22 protein-coding genes and 4 tRNA genes are annotated in these 20,013 nt (G+C 72.1%); 15 read left to right on the top strand and 11 right to left on the bottom strand.

What is annotated here, in order from left to right:
- Positions 1 to 65 precede the first annotated feature (65 nt).
- From IFY26_RS15480 to IFY26_RS15445, 8 genes are all read right to left on the bottom strand, one after another.
- Positions 66 to 977, bottom strand: a complete 912-nt coding sequence (locus tag IFY26_RS15480; RefSeq protein ID WP_232549907.1) for a sulfite exporter TauE/SafE family protein — start codon at positions 975 to 977, stop codon at positions 66 to 68.
- Positions 977 to 2,365: a sulfate adenylyltransferase subunit 1 gene (locus IFY26_RS15475; RefSeq protein WP_232549906.1), complete on the bottom strand. Its 1,389-nt coding sequence runs from the start codon at positions 2,363 to 2,365 to the stop codon at positions 977 to 979. The genes IFY26_RS15480 and IFY26_RS15475 overlap by 1 nt, the downstream gene beginning before the upstream one ends.
- Complete coding sequence (cysD, locus tag IFY26_RS15470; RefSeq protein WP_232549905.1) at positions 2,365 to 3,267, bottom strand: sulfate adenylyltransferase subunit CysD; 903 nt, start codon at positions 3,265 to 3,267, stop codon at positions 2,365 to 2,367. The genes IFY26_RS15475 and cysD overlap by 1 nt, the downstream gene beginning before the upstream one ends.
- Positions 3,264 to 4,025 (bottom strand): phosphoadenylyl-sulfate reductase, encoded by a 762-nt coding sequence (locus tag IFY26_RS15465; protein ID WP_232549904.1) that lies wholly within the window; start codon positions 4,023 to 4,025, stop codon positions 3,264 to 3,266. Before IFY26_RS15465 ends, cysD begins: the two co-directional genes overlap by 4 nt.
- Complete coding sequence (locus tag IFY26_RS15460; RefSeq protein ID WP_232549903.1) at positions 4,022 to 5,728, bottom strand: nitrite/sulfite reductase; 1,707 nt, start codon at positions 5,726 to 5,728, stop codon at positions 4,022 to 4,024. Before IFY26_RS15460 ends, IFY26_RS15465 begins: the two co-directional genes overlap by 4 nt.
- Positions 5,729 to 6,021: 293 nt before the next feature.
- Positions 6,022 to 6,318, bottom strand: coding sequence for an NADH-quinone oxidoreductase subunit I (locus IFY26_RS15455; protein ID WP_232549902.1), 297 nt, complete (start codon positions 6,316 to 6,318; stop codon positions 6,022 to 6,024).
- Positions 6,315 to 6,866: an NADH-quinone oxidoreductase subunit C gene (locus IFY26_RS15450; protein ID WP_232549901.1), complete on the bottom strand. Its 552-nt coding sequence runs from the start codon at positions 6,864 to 6,866 to the stop codon at positions 6,315 to 6,317. The genes IFY26_RS15455 and IFY26_RS15450 overlap by 4 nt, the downstream gene beginning before the upstream one ends.
- Positions 6,859 to 7,281: an NADH-quinone oxidoreductase subunit B gene (locus tag IFY26_RS15445; protein ID WP_232549900.1), complete on the bottom strand. Its 423-nt coding sequence runs from the start codon at positions 7,279 to 7,281 to the stop codon at positions 6,859 to 6,861. Before IFY26_RS15445 ends, IFY26_RS15450 begins: the two co-directional genes overlap by 8 nt.
- A 107-nt stretch (positions 7,282 to 7,388) precedes the next feature.
- On the opposite strand from IFY26_RS15445, the gene mptB reads away from it, so the two are divergent.
- Positions 7,389 to 8,852 (top strand): polyprenol phosphomannose-dependent alpha 1,6 mannosyltransferase MptB, encoded by a 1,464-nt coding sequence (gene mptB / locus IFY26_RS15440; RefSeq protein WP_232549899.1) that lies wholly within the window; start codon positions 7,389 to 7,391, stop codon positions 8,850 to 8,852.
- Positions 8,849 to 9,778: an enoyl-CoA hydratase/isomerase family protein gene (locus IFY26_RS15435; RefSeq protein WP_232549898.1), complete on the top strand. Its 930-nt coding sequence runs from the start codon at positions 8,849 to 8,851 to the stop codon at positions 9,776 to 9,778. The genes mptB and IFY26_RS15435 overlap by 4 nt, the downstream gene beginning before the upstream one ends.
- A 17-nt stretch (positions 9,779 to 9,795) precedes the next feature.
- Here IFY26_RS15435 and IFY26_RS15430 read toward each other — a convergent pair whose 3' ends face one another.
- Complete coding sequence (locus IFY26_RS15430) at positions 9,796 to 10,638, bottom strand: exodeoxyribonuclease III (protein WP_232549897.1); 843 nt, start codon at positions 10,636 to 10,638, stop codon at positions 9,796 to 9,798.
- A gap of 5 nt (positions 10,639 to 10,643) precedes the next feature.
- The gene (locus IFY26_RS15425) at positions 10,644 to 11,135 is read right to left on the bottom strand and encodes a YajQ family cyclic di-GMP-binding protein (protein ID WP_232549896.1); all 492 of its coding nucleotides are present in this window, start codon (positions 11,133 to 11,135) and stop codon (positions 10,644 to 10,646) included.
- Between the two features lie 69 nt (positions 11,136 to 11,204).
- On the opposite strand from IFY26_RS15425, the gene IFY26_RS15420 reads away from it, so the two are divergent.
- The 5 genes from IFY26_RS15420 (at position 11,205) to rpmG (ending at position 12,300) form a co-directional block, all read left to right on the top strand.
- Positions 11,205 to 11,286: transfer RNA gene (locus IFY26_RS15420), tRNA-Tyr, on the top strand.
- Positions 11,287 to 11,343: 57 nt separating this feature from the next.
- Entirely contained in the window at positions 11,344 to 11,823 is a 480-nt protein-coding gene (locus IFY26_RS15415) for a GNAT family N-acetyltransferase (RefSeq protein WP_232549895.1), read from the top strand.
- A 57-nt stretch (positions 11,824 to 11,880) separates the two neighbouring features.
- Positions 11,881 to 11,953: transfer RNA gene (locus IFY26_RS15410), tRNA-Thr, on the top strand.
- A 58-nt stretch (positions 11,954 to 12,011) separates the two neighbouring features.
- Positions 12,012 to 12,084 (top strand) — tRNA-Met (locus tag IFY26_RS15405).
- 45 nt (positions 12,085 to 12,129) lie between these two features.
- Positions 12,130 to 12,300 (top strand): 50S ribosomal protein L33, encoded by a 171-nt coding sequence (gene rpmG / locus IFY26_RS15400; protein WP_232549894.1) that lies wholly within the window; start codon positions 12,130 to 12,132, stop codon positions 12,298 to 12,300.
- 97 nt (positions 12,301 to 12,397) lie between these two features.
- Here the strand turns inward: rpmG and IFY26_RS15395 are convergent, their stop codons facing one another.
- Positions 12,398 to 13,603, bottom strand: a complete 1,206-nt coding sequence (locus IFY26_RS15395; protein WP_232549893.1) for a glycosyltransferase — start codon at positions 13,601 to 13,603, stop codon at positions 12,398 to 12,400.
- 528 nt (positions 13,604 to 14,131) lie between these two features.
- Between IFY26_RS15395 and IFY26_RS15390 the strand changes: the two genes are divergently transcribed.
- The 8 genes from IFY26_RS15390 (at position 14,132) to rplA (ending at position 18,991) form a co-directional block, all read left to right on the top strand.
- Positions 14,132 to 14,560, top strand: coding sequence for an FAS1-like dehydratase domain-containing protein (locus IFY26_RS15390; protein ID WP_232549892.1), 429 nt, complete (start codon positions 14,132 to 14,134; stop codon positions 14,558 to 14,560).
- Positions 14,557 to 14,973: a MaoC/PaaZ C-terminal domain-containing protein gene (locus tag IFY26_RS15385; protein WP_232549891.1), complete on the top strand. Its 417-nt coding sequence runs from the start codon at positions 14,557 to 14,559 to the stop codon at positions 14,971 to 14,973. The genes IFY26_RS15390 and IFY26_RS15385 overlap by 4 nt, the downstream gene beginning before the upstream one ends.
- A complete protein-coding gene (locus IFY26_RS15380; RefSeq protein WP_232549890.1) occupies positions 14,966 to 16,042 on the top strand; it encodes a UDP-N-acetylmuramate dehydrogenase in 1,077 nt (358 codons plus the stop codon). Before IFY26_RS15385 ends, IFY26_RS15380 begins: the two co-directional genes overlap by 8 nt.
- A 108-nt stretch (positions 16,043 to 16,150) precedes the next feature.
- Positions 16,151 to 16,223, top strand: a tRNA-Trp gene (locus tag IFY26_RS15375).
- A 58-nt stretch (positions 16,224 to 16,281) separates the two neighbouring features.
- Entirely contained in the window at positions 16,282 to 16,797 is a 516-nt protein-coding gene (gene secE, locus IFY26_RS15370) for a preprotein translocase subunit SecE (protein ID WP_232549889.1), read from the top strand.
- A gap of 23 nt (positions 16,798 to 16,820) precedes the next feature.
- Positions 16,821 to 17,642 (top strand): transcription termination/antitermination protein NusG, encoded by an 822-nt coding sequence (nusG, locus tag IFY26_RS15365; RefSeq protein ID WP_232549888.1) that lies wholly within the window; start codon positions 16,821 to 16,823, stop codon positions 17,640 to 17,642.
- 106 nt (positions 17,643 to 17,748) lie between these two features.
- The gene (gene rplK / locus IFY26_RS15360; protein WP_232549887.1) at positions 17,749 to 18,180 is read left to right on the top strand and encodes a 50S ribosomal protein L11; all 432 of its coding nucleotides are present in this window, start codon (positions 17,749 to 17,751) and stop codon (positions 18,178 to 18,180) included.
- Between the two features lie 106 nt (positions 18,181 to 18,286).
- Positions 18,287 to 18,991, top strand: coding sequence for a 50S ribosomal protein L1 (gene rplA, locus IFY26_RS15355; RefSeq protein WP_232549886.1), 705 nt, complete (start codon positions 18,287 to 18,289; stop codon positions 18,989 to 18,991).
- The last annotated feature ends 1,022 nt before the right edge of the window (positions 18,992 to 20,013 follow it).

Below are 20,013 nucleotides of genomic sequence, written 5' to 3'. Positions count from 1 at the left end.
ACGGGTGAACGCACTCGACGGGCCAGCTTACCCGCTGCTCGCGGCGCCCGGCAGTGGGGGGTGGGTCAGATCGACCACTCGGCCTCGGCCGCCTCGGCGGCTGCCTTCTCGGCGCGGCGCTGGCGGGTCTCGCGCAGGGCCATCACCACGATGAGCGTCATCCAGACGGCGAGGAACGCCCAGAACCCGACGGTCAGGCTGTCCCCGGTCATGCCGCCCGCCTGCAGCAGGGTGCGCAGGTTGGTCATGATGATGAGCCCGCCGACGGCGATGCCCATGATGCGCGGGGGCACCTTCGACACCAGCCACGCGGCGATCGGCGCGGCCACGACGCCGCCGATGAGCAGCGCGATCACCAGTCCCCAGTCGATGCCCAGCAGCCCGAGGTGCACGAGGAACGCGACGGACGCCGACGCCGACACGAGGAACTCCGACGTGCTCACCGAGCCGATCACCGTGCGGGGTGACGTCTTGCCGGCGCTCAGCAGCGTCGTCGTCGAGATCGGCCCCCACCCGCCGCCGCCGGTGGCGTCCACGAAGCCGCCGACCAGGCCGAGCGGCACGAGGAAGGCCTTGCCGTGCGGCGAGCGCCGGGCGTGCGCCACCTGCGGCGGGCGGAACACGTAGCGCAGCAGGATGTACATGCCCAGGCCGCCGAGGATCATCGCCATGAGCGGGCGCGCGGCCTCCGTCGAGAGCTGCGCCAGCACCGTGGCGCCGAGCACGGCGCCGATCGCGCCCGGCACGCCCATGCGGGCCACCAACTGCCAGTCGACGTTGCCGAGCTTCCAGTGCGACACCCCGGAGGCGATGTTCGTGCCCACCTCGGCGATGTGGACGGTGGCGCTCGCCATCACCGGCGTCAGCCCGGCGAGCAGCAACAGCGAGGTCGAGGTCGCGCCGTACCCCATGCCCAGCGCGCCGTCGACGAGCTGGGCGCCGAACCCCACCAGCGCGATGATGAGCAGCTGACGCATCAGATGACCCAGGTGAGGGTCTGGTCCGGCTCGATGGTTGCCGCGTCGCTGAACGACGTTTCGCCGCGCACCATGCCCGCGGCGAGCGTGCCGCCGGACTGCGGGTCGATCAGCAGGAACGAACCGGTGCGCCGGGAGCGGGTGTAGTCGTCGGCGGCGATCGGAGCGGCGAGCCGCAGCCGGATGCGGCCGATGTCGTTGAGCTCGAGGGTCTCGGTGGCCTGCGGCGTGAGCGTGTCCAGGTCGAGCCGGCCGTGGATGTCGCGGACGATGCCCTGCACCGTGCGCGTCCCGTGCTTGACGAGCACCTTCTGCCCGACGCGCAGGCCGCGTTCGGCCAGCCACGCCACCATGCCGTCGAGATCCTGGGTCGGCTCGGGGGCGTCTGCCGCCGCGGCGATGAGATCGCCGCGGGTGATGTCGATCTCGTCGGCCAGCCGGATGGTCACCGACTGGGGCGCGAACGCCTCATCCAGCGGGCCGTCGTGGGTGTCGATGCCGGACACGCGGGTCCGGCGTCCTGCGGGCAGCACCACCACCTCGTCGCCCACGGCGACGACCCCGGTGGCCACCTGCCCCGCATAACCGCGGTAGTCGCGGAACTCCGGCGCGGCGTCCTGGGGGCGCAGCGCGAGCTGGACGGGGAAGCGGAAGGGCAGCTCCGTGATCTCGGACGCCGCGGGTGCGGCCTCCAGCAGCTCGAGCAGCGACGGGCCGTCGTACCACCCCATGCGCTCGGAGCGGTCGACGATGTTGTCCCCCACCAGCGCCGAGGTCGGCAGCGTGACGAGGTTCGGCACACCGAGGTCGGCGGCCACGCCGGCGATCTCGGCGGCCACGCGCTCGTAGGTCGCCTCGTCGTAGTCGACCAGGTCGATCTTGTTGACCGCCACGATGATCGTGGGCACGCGCAGCAGCTGGCCCACGGCCAGGTGGCGGCGGGTCTGCTCCAGCACGCCCTTGCGGATGTCGACGAGCAGCACGAGCACATCGGCGGTCGACGAGCCGGTCACCGTGTTGCGGGTGTACTGCACGTGGCCGGGGCAGTCGGCCAGGATGAACGTGCGGTTGCCGGTGGCGAAGTAGCGGTAGGCGACGTCGATCGTGATGCCCTGCTCCCGCTCGGCGCGCAGGCCGTCGGTGAGCAGCGCCAGGTCGACGTGGCCCAGCCCCTTGGCCCGGCTGACCCGCTCCACGGCGTCCAGCTGGTCGGCGAGCACGGCCTTGCTGTCGTAGAGCAGGCGGCCCACGAGCGTGGACTTGCCGTCGTCGACCGAGCCGGCCGTGGCCAGGCGCAGCAGCGTCCCGGTGGCGCCGGCGAGGCCGGACGCCGCGGGCTGCTCGGCCGCTCCGGCGGCGACCGTGGTGTCATTGGTGAGCGTGGTCATCAGAAGTACCCCTCCTTCTTGCGGTCCTCCATGGCCGCCTCGGTGAGCCGGTCGTCGGCCCGGGTGGCGCCACGCTCGGTTATGCGCGTGACGGCCACCTCGGCGATCACGTCGGCGATGGTGGCGGCGTCGGACTCGACGGCGCCGGTGCAGCTCATGTCGCCCACCGTGCGGTAGCGGACGCGGCGGGTCTCGACGGTCTCGCCCTCGCGGGGCTCGGTGACGTCGCCGACCGCGAGCCACATGCCGTCGCGGGCGAACACCTCGCGGTCGTGGGCGTAGTAGAGGTTCGGCAGCTCGATGTCCTCGGCCTCGATGTAGCGCCACACGTCGAGCTCGGTCCAGTTCGACAACGGGAACACCCGCACGTGCTCGCCCGGGCGGTGGCGCGGGTTGTAGAGCGCCCACAGCTCGGGGCGCTGGTTGCGCGGATCCCACTGGCCGAACTCGTCGCGCAGGCTGACGACGCGCTCCTTGGCGCGCGCCTTCTCCTCGTCGCGCCGGCCGCCGCCGAACACGACGTCGAAGCGGTGCTCGGCGATGGCGTCCAGCAGGGGTTGGGTCTGCAGCGGGTTGCGGGTGCCGTCGGCGCGCTCGAGCAGGCGGCCGTCGTCGATGTAGTCCTGCACCGACGCGACGACCAGCCGCAGGCCCAGGCGCTCCACTGTGGCGTCGCGGTACGCGATGACCTCGCCGAAGTTGTGCCCGGTGTCGACGTGCATCACCGGGAACGGGACCGGCGCGGGCCAGAACGCCTTGACCGCCAGGTGCAGCATCACCACGGAGTCCTTGCCGCCGCTGAACAGCAGCACGGGGCGCTCCAGCTCGCTGACCGCCTCGCGGATGATGTGGATGGCCTCGGACTCCAGCTCGCGGAGGTGGGAGAGGGTGCGGGTCGTCATGCTTCCTCCGGGTGGGTGTCGGTGACGTGCAGGCCGCACTCGGTCTTCGCCAGGCCGGCCCAGCGGCCGGCGCGGGGATCCTCGCCGGGGGCGACGGGGCGCGTGCACGGCTCGCAGCCGATCGAGGGGTAGCCGTCGGTGAGCAGGAGGTTGACCGGCACCTGGTGGCGTCCGGCGTAGTCGAGCAGTTCGTCGAACGTCCAGGCGGCGATGGGGTTGAGCTTCACCATCTGGTGCGCGTCGTCCCACTCCACGAGCGGGGTGTCGGCGCGCAGGGGGGAATCCTCGCGGCGCAGGCCGGTGACCCACGCCTCGTAGCTCGCGAGCTCGCGGTTGATGGGCTCCACCTTGCGGATCGCGCAGCAGCGCGTCGCGTCCCGCTCGTAGAGCCGGGCGCCGAACTCGGCGTCCTGCTCGGGCACGGTGATGGCCGGCATGACGTCGACCAAGTTAACGTCGAGGCCGTCGGCCACGGCGTCCCGGGTGCCGATCGTCTCGGCGAAGTGGTAGCCGGTCTGCAGGAACAGCACGTCGACGCCGGGCGCGTGCCGGCTCACCAGGTGGGGCACCACGGTGTCGCCGGCCATGGAGCAGGCGACGGCCAGGTTGCGGCCGAAGGTTTCCGCGGCCCAGGCCAGCACCTCGTCGGCCGTGGCGTCGGCGAAGCGCTCGGACGCCTCGCGGGCCAGGGCCTCCAGCTCGGCGGCCGAGCGGACGCGTCCGGGGCCGTGGGGGGCGGGGGCGATCACGGCGGTCATCGCAGGGCCTCCTCGTCGGCGCGGTGCACCCAGTGGGCGAAGGACTCGCCGTCGTCGGATTCGGAGGCGAAGCGGCGCACCACGCGCTCCACGTAGGTGGGCATCTCCTCCGCGGTCACCTTGAGGCCGCGCAGGGTGCGGCCCAGACCGGCGTCGTCGCGGTCCACGGACGCCAGCCCGCCGCCCAGGTGCACCTGGAAGGCGAACTCGTCGCCGCCGTCGGCACTCTTGGCGATCTGGCCCTTCAGCCCGATGTCGGCGGTCTGGATGCGGGCGCAGCTGTTCGGGCAGCCGTTCACGTTGAGCGTGATCGGCACGGCCAGGTCCAGCTCGCCGAGGTTCCGGTCGAGGGTCTCGATCGCGGCCGTCGCCGTGTCCTTGGCGTCGACGAACGCGAGCTTGCAGAACTCGATGCCGGTGCACGCCATCGTGTTGCGGCGGAACGCCCCGGGCGTCGCCGTGAGCCCGATCGTCTCCACGCGGTCACACAGCGCGCGGACGCGGTCCGGCGGCACGTCGAGCACGAGTACCTTCTGGTGCGGGGTCAGCCGAACGCGGTCGGAGCCCGCGGCGGCCACGGCGTCCGCCAACTCGGTCAGCGCCGTGCCCGACATGCGCCCGACGGTCGGGGCGAAGCCGACGTAGTGGTTGCCGTCCTTCTGGGTGTGGACGCCGACGTGATCGGCCGCTCCGCCGGTGGCGACCGCGGCCGGGCCCTCGGGGAGGACGTAGCCGAGGTACTCGTCCTGCAGCACCTGGCGGAACTTCACGGGCCCCCACTCCGCGAGCAGGAACTTCAGGCGCGCCTTGTTGCGCAGGCGGCGGTAGCCGTAGTCGCGGAAGATCCTGACGACGCCGTGCCACACCTCGGGCGCCTGCTCGGCGGTGACGAACACGCCGAGGCGCTCGGCCAGCCGCGGCGCGGTGGACAGCCCGCCCCCGACCCACAGGTCGTAGCCGGGGCCGAGCTCGGGGTGCACCACGCCCACCAGCGAGATGTCGTTGATCTCGTGCACCACGTCGAGGCTCGGGTGGCCCGTCACCGCCGTCTTGAACTTGCGCGGCAGGTTCGACAGCTCGGGATCGCCGATGTAGGTGTCGACGATCTCGCGGATGACCGGCGTCGGGTCGATGATCTCGTCGGCCGCCACGCCCGCCACCGGCGAGCCGAGGATCACGCGGGGGGTGTCGCCGCAGGCCTCGGTGGTCTGCAGGCCGACCGCCTCGAGGCGGCGCCAGATCTCCGGGACGTCCTCGATGGCGATCCAGTGGAGCTGGATGTTCTGGCGGTCGGAGATGTCGGCGGTGTTGCGGCCGAACTCCGTCGATATTCCAGCGATGGTGCGGAGCTGCTCGAGGTTCAGCTGCCCGCCGTCGAGCCGGACCCGGAGCATGAAGAACTCATCGGAGAGCTCGTCGGGGCCCAGCGTGCCGGTGCGGCCGCCGTCGATGCCCTGCTTGCGCTGCGTGTACAGGCCCCACCAGCGGAACCGGCCGTGCAGGTCCTCGTTCGGGATCGACGCGAAGCCCTCGCGGGCGTAGGTGGACTCGATGCGCGCGCGCACGTTGAGCGGGTTGTCGGCGGCCTTGAACTCCTCGTTCGGGTTCAGCGGTGCGGGGCCGTCAACGAGCCACTGGCCGTTGCTGCGTCCCTCGCGGGGCGGGCGCACCTGCGCGCCCGGGAGGGCGGTGTCGTGGGGCATGGTTTCCTCTGGTCAGGGGCCCCGGCCCACGTGTCAGCGCACACGGGCATTCTGGGGCCCGGGCGTGGTGATGGGGGAGCGGGCGCGTCAGGAAACGCGACACAGCGAGGAACGAACGCGCAGGAAATCCACATGGGCCCGCCCCACCAGGGGGACGGCCCCACGGGCACGGTTCACTGCGGACACGGCGTCAGCGTAGCTCGCCCGGCCCAAGGAGCGGAATCGGTGCCCACGATGCGGGCGGACGCTCACCGTGCGGCCAGGCTCCGGGAGATGCCGGCGGGCGGCCCCGCTCAGGTCAGCTCCTCGGTCATCGCCGCGGCGGACGCCGTCGCTCTGGGCACCTCGGTGTCCCACTCCAGCGCGTCGAAGGGGCACTCCTCGATGCAGATGCCGCAGTACATGCACAGCGACCAGTCGAGGGTGAAGCTGTCGAGGACGTGGTGCGTCCGCTGCCGCGGGCCGGGCGGGGAGTCGGGCAGGGGCTCGGTGTGGCTGCTGATGCCGATGCACCAGGTGGGGCACTCCCGCGCGCAGATCATGCACGAGGTGCACCGGTCGGTGACCAGCCGGATGCGGGCGTGGGTCATCGTCGCCCCCGCACGCGCCCGCCGGCGACCGACGCGGCGATCTCCTCGGGCTCGGCCGGGGAGCCGGTGCGCTCGCCCCAGATCGCGGGGTCGGGCACGCCGGGGGGAACCATGCGGCGGCGTCCGGCGGCCACCACGTCGCCCGGCTCCTTCGCGCCCGGCCAGGGTCGGACGGCCCGCGCGGCCAGAACGGCGTCCCGGAGCAGGGGGTGGCCCGCGGTGCCGGGGCGCAGCAGGAGCGGGCGGGGGTCGCCGCCGGCGAACGCCACGCCGAAGAAGTCCGCCACCTCGCGCTCGTGCCAGGCAGCCCCGGCCCACACCGCGCGGACCGACGCGAGCGTCCCGCCGCTGCGCGGCACGCGGGTCTCGAGGCGGACGCCGTCGGCGTCGGGCTCGGGTGCGGCGCGCAGCATGATGCGGATCGCATCCTCCCGGCCGATCTCGTCCACCGCGCCGAGCCAGTCGAACCACCGGATCCCCGCGGCGTGCAGGGCCGCGGCGGCCTCCGCCCAGTCGGCGGCGGCCACCGCACGGATCTCGTCAGCCACGAGCCACCCCCGCCGAGGCCGCGTGCACCTCGGCCAGGGCCGCGTGCACCTCGACCAGTGCCGCGTCGAGAGCCGCCGGGGTTGGGGGGCAGCCGGGCACGTAGCGATCCACGGCCACGAGCTGGTCGACGCCCTTGGTCACCACGGGGGAGTCCCAGTACGGCCCGCCGGCCGACGCGCAGGCGCCGAACGCCACCACCGCGGCGCCGGGGTGGGCGGCCACCGTCGCGGCGACCAGCGGCGCGACGGCGTCGGTCACCGTGCCCGCGACCACGAGGGCCACCGCCGCGTCCGGGCCGGGCGCGTCGAGGCCGGCCCGGCCCGCGGTGGCCGCCTCGGTCTCCACGACGCAGCACGCGAGCCCGAGCACACCGACGGCCAGGCTGCCGTCGCCGAACCAGTCCCAGTAGCGCACCCGCCCAGCCTGCCATGCCGCGGGTGTCGGCGACGAGCGCCGCCCCACCTGCCACGCCCCCGCCTGCCGTGACCGGCAGGGGCGTGACGCGCCAGTAGGCTCACCCCGTGCGTGCTCGGCTGGTGTCTTCGGTGGCGGACGCCGCCCGCGTCCGCTGGGCGGACGTCACGGAGGCCATCCGGCTCGCCCCGGTGCGGCTCGGGCTGCTCGGCACGATCTTGCTGGCGCTCGGGTCGCTGACCCCCGCCTACCTGCCGCAGGCCAGTCCCTTCTGGCCCACGATGCGCGCCCTGGGGCTGGACACGTGGTGGGCGATGGCGTTCGGCACGGCCCTGGTCATCGTCGCCGTCGGCTGCCTGATCGTGGCCTGGCTCCGGCTGCGGCCCGCCATCTACGTCGACGTCAAGCACTGGGCGGTGCTGGCCTGGTGGTCGCTTCCGCTGCTCGTCGCGCCGCCCATCTTCAGCCACGACGCGTACAGCTACGCCGCGCACGGCTGGTTGATGCACAACGGCCTCAACCCGTACGAGACCTCCCCGGCCGTCCTGCCCGGCGGGTTCGCCGACCAGGTGGCGTGGGTGTGGCGCTTCACCCCCACCCCGTACGGTCCGCTGTCGCTCGAGATCTCCCACTGGCTCGTCGATCTCGCGGGGCTGAACCCCTACTACTCGGCCGTGCTGATGCGGCTGCCCGCCCTCGTCGGCGTCGCCCTGATCGTGCACTACCTGCCGCGGATCGGCCGCCAGATGGGCGTGCCGCCGCGCGACGTCGCCTGGTTCGCGACCATCAACCCCCTGCTCGTCATCGACTTCGTGGGTGGCGCCCACAACGACGCCCTCATGGTCGGGCTCGTCGTCCTCGCGCTGCACCTGGCATACCGCGGCTGGTTCTGGCCCGCGCTGCTGGCCGCCGGCGTGGCCATGTCGGTGAAACAGCCCGCCCTGCTGGCGGCCTACCCCCTGGCCATCATCGGCTCGGGCTGGGCGTCGTGGCACTGGCGCGACGTGGTGGCCTTCCTGCCGCGGCTCATCGCGTCCTTCGCCGTCGTCATCGGCGTGTTCGTGGCCGTCTCGCTGGCCACCGGGCTCGGCTTCGGCTGGATGAACGCCGCCGGCGTCCCCGGCATGATCGTCACGCTCGCCCCCTTCTCGCTGCTGGGCTGGCTGCTGCAGCAGGGGGCGGACGCCCTCGGCCTCGACTCGACCGGCCGGGCCTTCATCGGCGGCAGCCAAGCCGTGGGCACCGTGCTGGCGCTCCTCTGCCTGGCGTGGCTGGCGGTGACACGGGCCCGCACCGAGCCGGTCCGGTTCCTCGCCTGGGGGTACCTGGCCGTCGCCATCTTCGGGCCGGCCATGCACCCCTGGTACTTGCTGTGGGGCGGCGTGCTGCTGCCGCTCACCCGCCCCTCGCGGCGGCTCTGGCGGTTGGCGGCGGTCGTCACCGCCATCGTCCTGGTCTACGGCGCGGCCAACCTCGCGTGGCGCAACGATGCTGTCGCGCTCGCCCTCGCGGCGGTGGCCGCCGCCGGACTCTGGCTCACCGTCCGCCACCAGAACAGGAGAAGAACATGACCGACGAACTGCTCGTCGAGGTCGCGGACGGCGTCGGACGCCTCACCCTCAACCGGCCCCGGGCCCTGAACGCGCTCACGGCCGCCATGATTGCCGGCATCCACGCCGCGCTGGACGCCTGGCGCGACGACCCGGCCGTCGAGCGGGTCGAGCTCACCGGCGCGGGGGAGCGCGGGCTGTGCGCGGGTGCCGACGTGCGCGCGCTGCGCGACGCCGTGCTCGCCGAGGAGCCGTGGCTGGGCTTCCTGGCCGACGAATACGCGATGAACGCGGCCATCGTGAGCTTCGGGAAGCCGTATGTGGCCCACCAGCGCGGGTTCACGATGGGCGGGGGGCTCGGGGTCTCCGCGCACGGCACCCGCCGGATCGCCTACCCCGACTCGGTGTTCGCGATGCCCGAGACCATCATCGGCTTCATCCCCGACGTGGGGGTGATGTGGTACCTCGCCCACGCCCCGGGCCAGCTCGGCACGCACCTCGCCCTCACCGGCGCGAGCATCAACGGCACCGACGCGGTGCTCGTGGGGCTGGCCGACGAGGTGGCGGGTGAGGCGCCGGCGTCCGAGTTGGAGGGCGACCGCGCCTGGATCGACGCCTGTTACGCCGGCGATGATGCCGCCGCGATCGTGGCCCGCCTCGAGGCGCACGAGCACCCCCGCGCGCGGGCCGCGGCCGCCGACCTGCGGCAGCGTTGCCCCCTGGCGGTGTGCGTGGCGCTGGAAGCGCTGCGCCGCGTCCGGTCGATGGGCTCGGTCGAACGGGTGCTCGCCCAGGATCTCGTCCTCGGCCGCCACCTGCTCGGTCGCCCCGACTTCGCCGAGGGCGTCCGCGCCCAGCTCGTGGACAAGGACAGGACGCCGCGCTGGCAGCACGCCCGCATCGAGGACGTCGGCCGCGCCGAGGTGCTGGCCTGCTTCGAGGCCTGACGCCGCACGCGGAGTGCTCAGCCCGACGAGGGCACGGCGTAGTCGACCACCACGGGCGCGTGGTCGCTCATCCGGGCCTCCGGGCTGGACGCCCGGTCAACCCCCGCGGCGAGGGCCCGGCGGGCCAGGCCCGGGGTCGCGAGTTGGTGGTCGATGCGCCACCCGACATCCCGCGCGAACGACTGGCCGAGCCAGCTCCACCACGAGTAGGGGCCCTCGGCGTCGGGGTGCAGGCGCCGCACCACGTCGTGCAGCGTCCGCGGCCCGAGGATGCTGGCGAACCACTCCCGCTCCTGCGGCAGGAACCCCTCCGAGCGCTGATTGGAGCGCCAGTTCCGCAGATCGGCCCGCGTGGGCGCAATGTTGAAGTCACCCATCACCAGGAACTCGCGCCCGGACGCCGCCGCCTCCAGCCGGGAGCGCCGCAGGTGCGCCCCCAACGACGCGAGGAACGACGCCTTGCGCCGGTACTTGGCCGGGTCGGCGTCCGGCCCCGCCCACGTCGCCCCCTTGGGCACGTAGACCGAGCCGACCCGCAGAGCCAACCCGGGCAGGTCGAGGTCGGCCTCGACGTAGCGGCCCTCGGGGTCGCTGCGGTGGCCGAACCCCATGCGGATCGCCGAGGGCGCCACGGTCGTGAGCAACGCCACCCCGTTGCGCCCGGCCAGCCCACCGGGGTGGAACGCGACGTGGTAGCCGTCGAACACCCCGGCCGGCACCTGCTCGGGCGTGCAGCGCATCTCCTGCAGGCCGACGACGTCCGGGCGGCGCTGGGCCAGCCACGCCTCGAAACCTCGGCGCTGCGCGGCCCGGATGCCGTTGACGTTGAACGAGGCGACGCGGAGGGGGGCGGCGTCCACCCCGCTCAGCGGTAGTTGGTGAACTGGACGGCGAAGTCGTAGTCCTGGTCGCGGATCAGCTTCTGGACGGCCTGCAGGTCGTCGCGCTTCTTGCTGCTCACGCGGAGCTCGTCGCCCTGCACCTGGGTCTTGACGCCCTTGGGGCCCTCGTCGCGCACGAGCTTCGCGATCTTCTTCGCGTTCTCGGTGCTGATGCCCTCCTGCATGGACGCCGTGATCTTCCACACCTTGCCCGACAGGCGGGGCTCGCCGGCGTCGAGGGCCTTGAGGCTGATGCTGCGCTTGATCAGCTTGCTCTGGAACACGTCGAGGACGGCCTTCACCCGCTCCTCCCCGGACGCCTCCAGTTCGATGAGGTCGCCCGACCAGCGGATCGACGCGTCCGTGCCCTTGAAGTCGAAGCGTTGACCGACCTCCTTCGCGGCCATGTTGAGCGCGTTGTCGACCTCCTGACGGTCGTACTTGCTGACGACGTCGAACGAGCTGTCGGATGCCATGGGTTCTCCTTCGATTGGGCGGGGGACGGGGACAGTTGCTAAGGTTGGGCCCCGCTGAGCGATCAGCACGGCAGGTTGCCCGAGTGGCCAAAGGGAGCGGTCTGTAAAACCGTCGGCACAGCCTACGTAGGTTCGAACCCTACACCTGCCACCCGCACGGCCCCGGAGTTGCTCCGGGGCCGTGTTCCACGTCTCGAGGGGGTCGCGCATGCACCTGGTCCGGCCGCTGCCGATGGACGCCGCCGCGCTGCCCGCCGGCGTGGGCGTCCGGCCCCTCGAACCCGCCGATCTGGACGCCGTCGCCCGGCTCTACCTCGCCTCCTATCCCGCTGGCGTCGCCGTCGCGTCGCTGGCCGAGGCCGGCGCCGAGATGGAGGCGGTGTTCGCCGGTGACTTCGGGGCGCCGATCGCGGCCGCCACCCTGGTGGCGCTGTCCGCCGGCGAGGTGGTCGGCTGCATCCAGACCGTTCTCGACCCGCCGTGGGATGCCCCCGAAGGCCCCTTCGTCATCGAGCTGTTCGTCCACCCCGATCACCGTCGGCGCGGCATCGGGGAGGGGTTGCTGGCCGCCGCGGCGTCCGCCCTGTGGGAGGCCGGGCACGTGAGCGTCGGGTTGAACGTCGAGCCGGTCGAGGCGATGGCTGCGTTCCGCATCTACCAGCGGCTCGGGTTCCGCGCCCTGGGGTGAGGTGCCCCCGATTTGGGCCCGCGCCGCTGCAGCTGGTAGGTTGTTCGTCGCTGTCTGGCCCCTATAGCTCAGTCGGCAGAGCGTCTCCATGGTAAGGAGAAGGTCTGCGGTTCGATTCCGCATGGGGGCTCTGTGTCCGCCGGGGAGACCCGGCGGGCCACGTCCGTCGGGGAGACCCGGCGGGCGGGGGCGGGATAGCTCAGACGGTAGAGCAAGCGGCTCATAATCGCTGTGTCACGGGTTCAAGTCCCGTTCCCGCTACGAAACCGAGCGACACCCACGACCACGAGAAAGCGAGGGGTTGAGATGGCCAAGAAGTCTGGCGACGTCCGGCCCAAGATCACGCTGGCCTGCACCGAGTGCAAGGAGCGCAACTACATCACCAAGAAGAACCGGCGCAACGACCCGGATCGCCTGGAGCTGAAGAAGTTCTGCCCCAAGTGCAAGACGCACACGGCGCACCGCGAGACCCGCTGAGCCACACGAGCACCACACGGGCCGTCCTCCCACCGGAGGGCGGCCCGTGTGGCGTTTCGGCGGCGTCCCGGCGCGCGCCCAGTCCCGTGTCGCGGGATCAGCCGCGCGCGAGCGCGAGGTAGGCCGCCTCGAGCCGCCTGCCGATGTCGCTCCAGGCGAACCGCCGGGCGTGGACGCGGGCGATGACGCCCATCCGCTGCCGGAGCCGGTCGTGGGCCAACAGGCGGTTGAGGGCCGCGCCCCAGGCGACGGGGTCGCGGTCGTGCATGAGGTAGCCGGTCTCCTCGTGGACGACAACCTCGCGCAGCCCACCGGTCGAGGACGCCAGCACCGGCACCCCGCTCGCGGCCCCCTCAAGGGCGACCAGCCCGAACGTCTCGGAGTGGGAGGGCACCAGGAGGGCCTGGGCGTGGCGCATCAGCGCGGCGAGCCGTGGCCGGGACTGCGCGCCGACGAAGTGGACGTGGTTGCGCATGCCGAGCGCGTCGATCAGCGTCTCGACCTCGGCCCGGTAGTCGGCGAAGTCGGCCGACACGTCGCCGGCGACCATCAGGTCGGGCCGGGCCGCGGCGGGGATCTCCGCCATCGCGCGGATCGCCAGGTCGCCGCCCTTGAGCGGCTGCAGCCGGGCGGCCATGAGCATGTAGCCGGCCTGGGAACCGCACCAGGGGCAGGCGGGGTGCTCCTCACCGGTCGCGCACGGGCGGAACATGTCCAGATCGACGCCGGGAGGGATCACGAGGACGCGCTCGGGATCCGCGCCGCAGCGCTCCACCACGGTGCGGGCCTCGGCGGTGCTCACGGCGATGATGGCCGCCGACTCCCGGGCGCAGCGCGCCTCGCCGGCCACCCGGTCCGGTGACTCGGGGGGTTCGCCGTCCGACAGCGGGGAGCCCGGCAGCGCGGCCACAGAGTGGAAGCTCTGCACGTGCGGGACGCCCCACGCGGCGGCCACGGGCAACGCCGCGACGCCGCTCATCCAGTGGTGGGACTGGACGAGGTCGTACGGCTCCAACGTGGCGAGGCCGGCGCTGAAGGCCGCGGTGTGGGCGTCGATGGCGCTCTTGGCCAGCGGCTCGGCCGGGCCGGCGTCCAGGTGCAACAGCCGGACGCCCGCGCCCAGCTCGGTGACATCGGGCTGCCCGGGGGCGGAGCGGCGGGTCACGAGGTCGACGTGGTGGCCGAGATCGGCGAGCGCCTGGGCCTGGCTGAGCTCGACGACGTTCATGCCTCCCGCGTCACCGGCGCCGGGGGCGTCCGCGGGCGAGGTGTGCATCGACACGAACAACAGGCGCAGTCCCACGGCCGTGACCCTACCGCCTCCCCGCGGGTCGAGAAGCCTGCGTGACCCGGGCCCTCGACGCGTTCAGGGCCGCTGGCGTCGACAGGGCGGGCTTGTGGATGGGTTGTCGACGCGGATCGCCCCGTGGGCGACGAGAAGGCCGGCTTGTGCATGGGGTGCCGACGGGGATCGCCCCGCGCGTGACGAGGAGGCCACGTGGTGCACCGGTTGGCGTCCCTCGCAGTGTCGCCTCCCTGCCGTTCGCGTCGCCACCCTGTCCTGGGCGCCGCCGCCCTGCTGGGATGCAACCCCCCTGCCGTTGCAACAGCAGGGGGGGTTGGACCCCGACAGGGGCGCGGCGCGAACGGCAGGGAGGCGACACCAACGGCAGGGAGGCGACACCAACGGCAGGGATGCGACACCCGCAGCAGGGTCCCGGGCCGGACCCACCCAGTGCCGGCACAGCCCCCGGAGGGACGGCAGGGCCGCGACGCCCCAGGTTGGGTGAGCTCCACGGCGGGCGCCGGGCAGGTTGGCTACCCTGCATCCATGCGGATCTCCGAAGCCCACGTGGGGCGGACGTACCCCCCGAGCGAGCCCTACCTCGTCAGCCGGGAGAAGATCGCCGAGTTCGCCGCCGCGATCGGCGGCGACGACGCGCCCTACACCGGCCCGGACGCCGTCGCCCCGCCCACGTTCGCGGCCGTGCTGGCCGCCCGCGCCTGGCAGTCGATGTTCGCCGATCCCGAACTGGACGTCGCCCTGCACCGCACGATCCACGGCGACCAGCGCTTCACCTGGATGCGCCCGCTGCGGGCCGGCGACGAGGTCGTCGCCACCCTGGGCATCCAGAGCGTCCGGATGCGTGGCCGCTCCGCGATCATCGGCGTCGGCGTCGAGCTGGCGGTTGACGGTGAGGTCGTGTGCACCTCGACCTCCACCCTGTTCCAGACCTGGCCCGAGGAGGCGTCCGCATGAGCGACTTCACCGACTGCACGGTGGGCACCGAGCTGCCCCCGCTCGAGCTGACCTTCACCCGCGCCGACCTGGTGCGCTACGCCGGGGCTTCGGGCGATTTCAACCCGATCCACTGGTCCGACCGCGCAGCCGCCGAGCTGGGGCTCGACTCGGTCATCGCGCACGGTCTGCTCACCATGGGGCGCGCGCTGCGCGTCGTCACCGACTGGGTGGGTGACCCGGCCCGCGTCCGGTCCTACTTCGTGCGCTTCACCAAGCCGGTCGCCGTCCCCGACACCGACGAGGGCGTCGTCGTCCGCGTCACCGGCACCGTCACGGCGGTGGACGACGGCGTCGCCACCGTCGCGATCGAGGCCGTGTGCGGCGAGACGAAGGTGCTGGGGGCGGCCAAGGCCGAGGTGTCCGTTGCCTGAGCTGCTGGCCGACCACACCACGCTGCGGGTCGGCGGGCCGGCCCGGCGCTGGGTCGAGGCCACCACCACCGAGGCGCTCGTGGCCGCCGTCAGCGAGGCGGACGCCGCCGGTGAGCCGGTGCTGGTGCTCTCCGGAGGCTCGAACGTCGTGGTGGGCGACGCCGGTTTCGACGGCACCGTCGTCCACGTCGCGACCCGCGGCGTCCGGATCGACGGGGGCAGTTTCTGCGCGTTCGACGAGACGACACCCGGCGGTGGGGCGGCCGCAGCGTGCGGCGGCGTCCTGGTGGAGGTGAACGCGGGCGAGGGCTGGGACGCCTTCGTCGCGTGGACCGTGGCGCAGGAGTTCGTCGGCATCGAGGCGCTGTCGGGCATCCCCGGGGCGGTGGGTTCGACGCCCATCCAGAACGTGGGGGCCTACGGCCAGGAGGTCAGCCAGACGATCTGGCGCGTCCACACGTGGGATCGCGTGGACCGCACGCACCGCAGCTTCGCGAACGCCGACTGCCGCTTCGACTACCGCCACAGCCGCTTCAAGGCCGAGCCGGGGCGCTACGTCGTGTTGTCGGTGACCTTCCAGTTCCTGCAGGGCCACCTGGGCGCCAAGATCGGGTACGCCGAGCTGGCCCGCACCCTCGGTGTGGATCTCGGGCACCGTGCCCCCCTCACCGCCGTGCGCGAGGCCGTGCTCGCCCTGCGGCGCGGCAAGGGCATGGTGCTCGACCCGACCGACCCCGACACCTGGAGCGCCGGTTCGTTCTTCACGAACCCCGTCGTGGACGCCGACGCCGCGGCCCTGCTGCCGCCCGAGGCGCCGCGCTTCCCCCGTGCCGACGGCATGGTGAAGACCTCAGCCGCCTGGCTGATCGACCGCGCCGGTTTCGGCAAGGGGTATGGGACGCCGCCGGTCACCCTGTCCACCAAGCACACCCTCGCCCTGACCAACCGCGGGGGGGCGACAGCGGCCGATGTGGTGGCGTTGGCACGGGAGGTGCGCGACGGCGTCCGGGCCCGCTTCGGGGTCACCCTCGTGCCCGAACCGGTGTTCGTGGGGGTCGGGCTCGACTGACCGGGCCGGTTCGACTCCGCCACCCAAGTCACGTACACTCAAGGTCTTGGTGGTTTCCCCGCCAGCACGAGCTTGCCCGAAGGGCGGCTCGGGCGGGGGCGTCATCGAAGGGCAATAGCTCAATTGGCAGAGCAGCGGTCTCCAAAACCGCAGGTTGGGGGTTCAAGTCCCTCTTGCCCTGCTCGGGTCGCCTGGTGCGGCCCGTTGCTTTACGTACCGAACAGGTGAGGACGCGGTCAGTGACACCGAGGAGTGATGCTTCCCAGGAGTCCTCGTCGTACCCTGAGGAGCCGAACCTGCCCGGCGAGATGCTGGCGGAGGACCTGGGCGATCCGGGGGCCTATGAGGTTGCTCCTGACGAGGCCGAGGCCGAGGAGCTCACCGATGACGAGCGGGGGAGCGGTGCCACGGCGTATGAGCCGGTGGACGCCGCCCAACTGAGCGCAGCCGAGAGCGCGGCGGCCCGGGCGCGCAGTTCGCGTCCGAAGCGGCGTGGTGCGGAGGTCGAGCCGGTGGCGGATGCCCCGCGCGGCCGTCGCGCCGCGGCCACGGGCACCGCCGTCTCGACGCAGCGCACCACTCCGGCGCGCTTCGTCGCCGAGTCCGCGGACGAGCTGCGCAAGGTGGTCTGGCCCACGTGGCGCCAGGTGCAGGACCTCTTCTGGGCGGTGCTCGTGCTGGTGCTGTTCGTGATCGCCTTCGTGGGGCTGCTGGACTTCGCGTTCGGCTGGCTCCTGCTCAGGCTGTTCGGCTGATACGACGGAAGGTGATGGAACACATGACAGAGTCGCAGTCCTCGGACGCGTACGAGGACGTCGAGATCGATCTCGGCGCCCTCGACGACGCCGAGACCCCGGAGGCCGACCTCGAGCTGGATCTGGACCTCGACTTCGGCGGGGACACCGCCGAGCCGGAGGACGACCTGGCTCTCAACCTGGGTGAGGACGAGCCCGAGGCCGACTCCGAGGCCGATGAGAACGACGGGGTGGACGACGAGGCCGCGCTGGAGGAGTTGCGCAGCACGCTGCGCACCCAGGCGGGGGACTGGTACGTCATCCACACCTACTCCGGCATGGAGAACCGGGTGAAGCAGAACCTCGATGCGCGCATCACCACGCTCGGCATGGAGGACTTCATCTTCGAGTCCGTGGTGCCGACCGAGGACGTGGTCGAGACCCGCAACGGCCAGCGCAAGAACGTCACCCGGACGTCCCACCCCGGCTACGTGCTGGTGCGCATGGACCTGACCAACGAGTCGTGGTCGGCCGTGCGGCAGACGCCGTCGGTCACCGGCTTCGTCGGCCAGGGCGTCAACCCCGTTCCGCTGACGCTGGACGAGGTCGAGCGTATGCTCGCGCCGTCCGTTCTCGCCAAGGCCGCGGCGGCCGCCGCCGGCCAGGCCGCGCCGAAGAAGCGCAAGGTCGAGGTCGCCGACTTCAACGTCGGTGACTCCGTCATGGTCGTGCAGGGCCCGTTCTCCGGGGTGCACGCCACCATCACCGAGATCAATGCGAACAACCAGCGCCTCAAGGCGCTGGTCGAGATCCTGGGGCGGGAGACCCCTGTGGACCTCACCTTCGCGCAGGTCCAGAAGGGCTGACGCCCGGGCCGAACGCATCTGTTCGCACGGCTCGTCCCCTCCGGGGCGGGCCACCCACACCAGGTACGGCGTCCCGGCCGTGCCGTGAACCCAGCAAGGACCCAACATGCCTCCCAAGAAGAAGGTGGCAGCTCTCGTCAAGGTCGCCTTGAACGCGGGCGCAGCCACTCCGGCGCCGCCGGTCGGTACCGCTCTCGGCCCGCACGGCGTCAACATCATGGACTTCTGCAAGCAGTACAACGCTGCCACCGAAGCCATGCGCGGCACGGTCGTCCCCGTCGAGATCACCATCTACGAGGACCGGACGTTCACCTTCATCACGAAGACGCCGCCCGCAGCCGAGCTCATCAAGAAGGCCGCCGGCCTGAAGGGCGGCTCCGGTCGTCCGAACACCGAAAAGGTGGGCAAGCTCACGCGCGACCAGGTGCGCGAGATTGCCAGCACCAAGCTCCCCGACCTCAACGCCAACGACATCGACGCGGCCATGAAGGTCGTCGAGGGCACCGCCCGGTCGATGGGCGTCACCGTCGAGGGCTGAACCCACCCACGGGTCGAGACGACGCGTCCTCGCGTCGTGCGACCCACCCACGTGGCAGGGCCAGCGCGGCCCGCACCACATCTGGTTTGAAGGAAAGGAACCAGCCATGAAGCGCAGCAAGGCCTACCGCGCCACCGCCGACACGATCGACGAGGCGCAGCTCTACACCCCGGAGGAGGCGCTCTCCCTCGCGAAGGAGGGTGCGTCCGCCAAGTTCGACGAGACCATCGAGGTCGCCATGCGCCTCGGCGTCGATCCCCGCAAGGCCGACCAGATGGTCCGCGGCACGGTCAATCTCCCCAACGGAACGGGCAAGACGGCACGGGTCCTCGTCTTCGCCACGGGTGATCGGGCGGCCGCCGCCGAGTCCGCCGGCGCCGACGAGGTCGGCGCGGATGAACTCGTCGAGAAGGTGGCCGGCGGTTACCTCGACTTCGACGCCGTCGTGGCCACCCCGGACATGATGGGCAAGGTCGGACGCCTCGGCCGCGTCCTCGGCCCGCGCGGCCTCATGCCGAACCCGAAGACGGGCACGGTGACCATGGATGTCGCCAAGGCCGTCACCGACATCAAGGGCGGCAAGATCGAGTTCCGTGTCGACCGGCACGCCAACCTCCACTTCATCGTGGGCAAGGCGTCGTTCTCGCCGGAGCAGCTCAAGGAGAACTACTTCGCGGCGATGGACGAGATCCAGCGGCTCAAGCCGTCCGCGGCGAAGGGCCGTTACCTGCGCAAGGTGACGATCTCCTCCACCATGGGGCCCGGCGTCGCCGTCGACCCCGCCCGGCTGAAGCCTGCCGACGCCTTCTGAGACGGACGCCAGCCCCGGGTAGTCCCGGCGGTCGAGCCACCGGAGCCGCGCGCGGCGTCCGACGTGCAGCGCCCCCACCCTTCGCGGGTGGGGGCGCTGTGCTGTCCGGGCGGCCCAAGGACTTCCGTCCCTGGATGGTGCCGCTCCCCGGGGTTGATGATGTCCCCCGGGGTGGACGGTGCTCCCCGGGGATCGCCGTGCTCCCCGCCATGGAGTGGTGCCCCCCGACCCCGGCGACTCCGCTCCCCGCGCTCCGCGGCGCTCCTTCTGCAGCGAGAGCGCCGCGGCCGATCCTTGGCCCAAGCGTGATGACCGGCAACAGGGTGTTGGCTGGGAAGCCGTCGTCGAGTCGTGTGTGTCCGCGGTCGGGACCGCGTGCATCTGGCAGCGACCTCTGCCGGGACACGAACCGAGGGAACCCGCTACCCCCGTCTGCCGGAGCCCGCGGACTTTGCTTCCCTCCTCTGACGTGGCGGGGCTCGTCGTGCACAAGGGCGACGCCACGTGCGGGGAGCGAGGCGGTGCGGGGACGAGAGCATCGCCACGGGCGGGCAGAGAGGTGGGCGAGGAAAGACGTGGTTCGGGGTCAGAGCAGGGCGTTGGTCGGCGCCCCAGGGTGTCGGCTTGGACGCGGGGGCCGACACTGGCTCCCACGCGGGCAGCTGGCATGGGGCAAGGCGGCGATTTGGCATGGGCGAGGGGACGCGCTAGAGTACTTCCTCGGGCCTGCGGGAGACTGCGGGGCCAGCGGAACGGCTCATGGATCTCTCGGGATCGGAGCGCGTCGGACGGGGTGAAAGCCCCGATTTGACAGGCAGGGCCGGGAAGCGTAACTTAGATAGAGCGCCCCGAGGGGAGGCCGAAAGGCTAAAACCGAGGTGTGTGGTGGAAGTTTGAGAACTCAACAGCGTGCTTAGGTCAATGCCAGTTGGTCTGCCTCTTTTGTGGGGTGGATCGCTAAATATGCACATTTTTGTGTGCCTCGTCGTCGTCTTGCTGCCCTGTGGGGTGGTGGGGTGATG

This window comes from Propioniciclava soli (assembly GCF_014858005.1).
Classification (GTDB): Bacteria; Actinomycetota; Actinomycetes; order Propionibacteriales; family Propionibacteriaceae; genus Propioniciclava; species Propioniciclava soli.
Note: the sequence above shows the minus strand (reverse complement) of the source record. Positions and strands in the feature narration are given on the sequence as shown.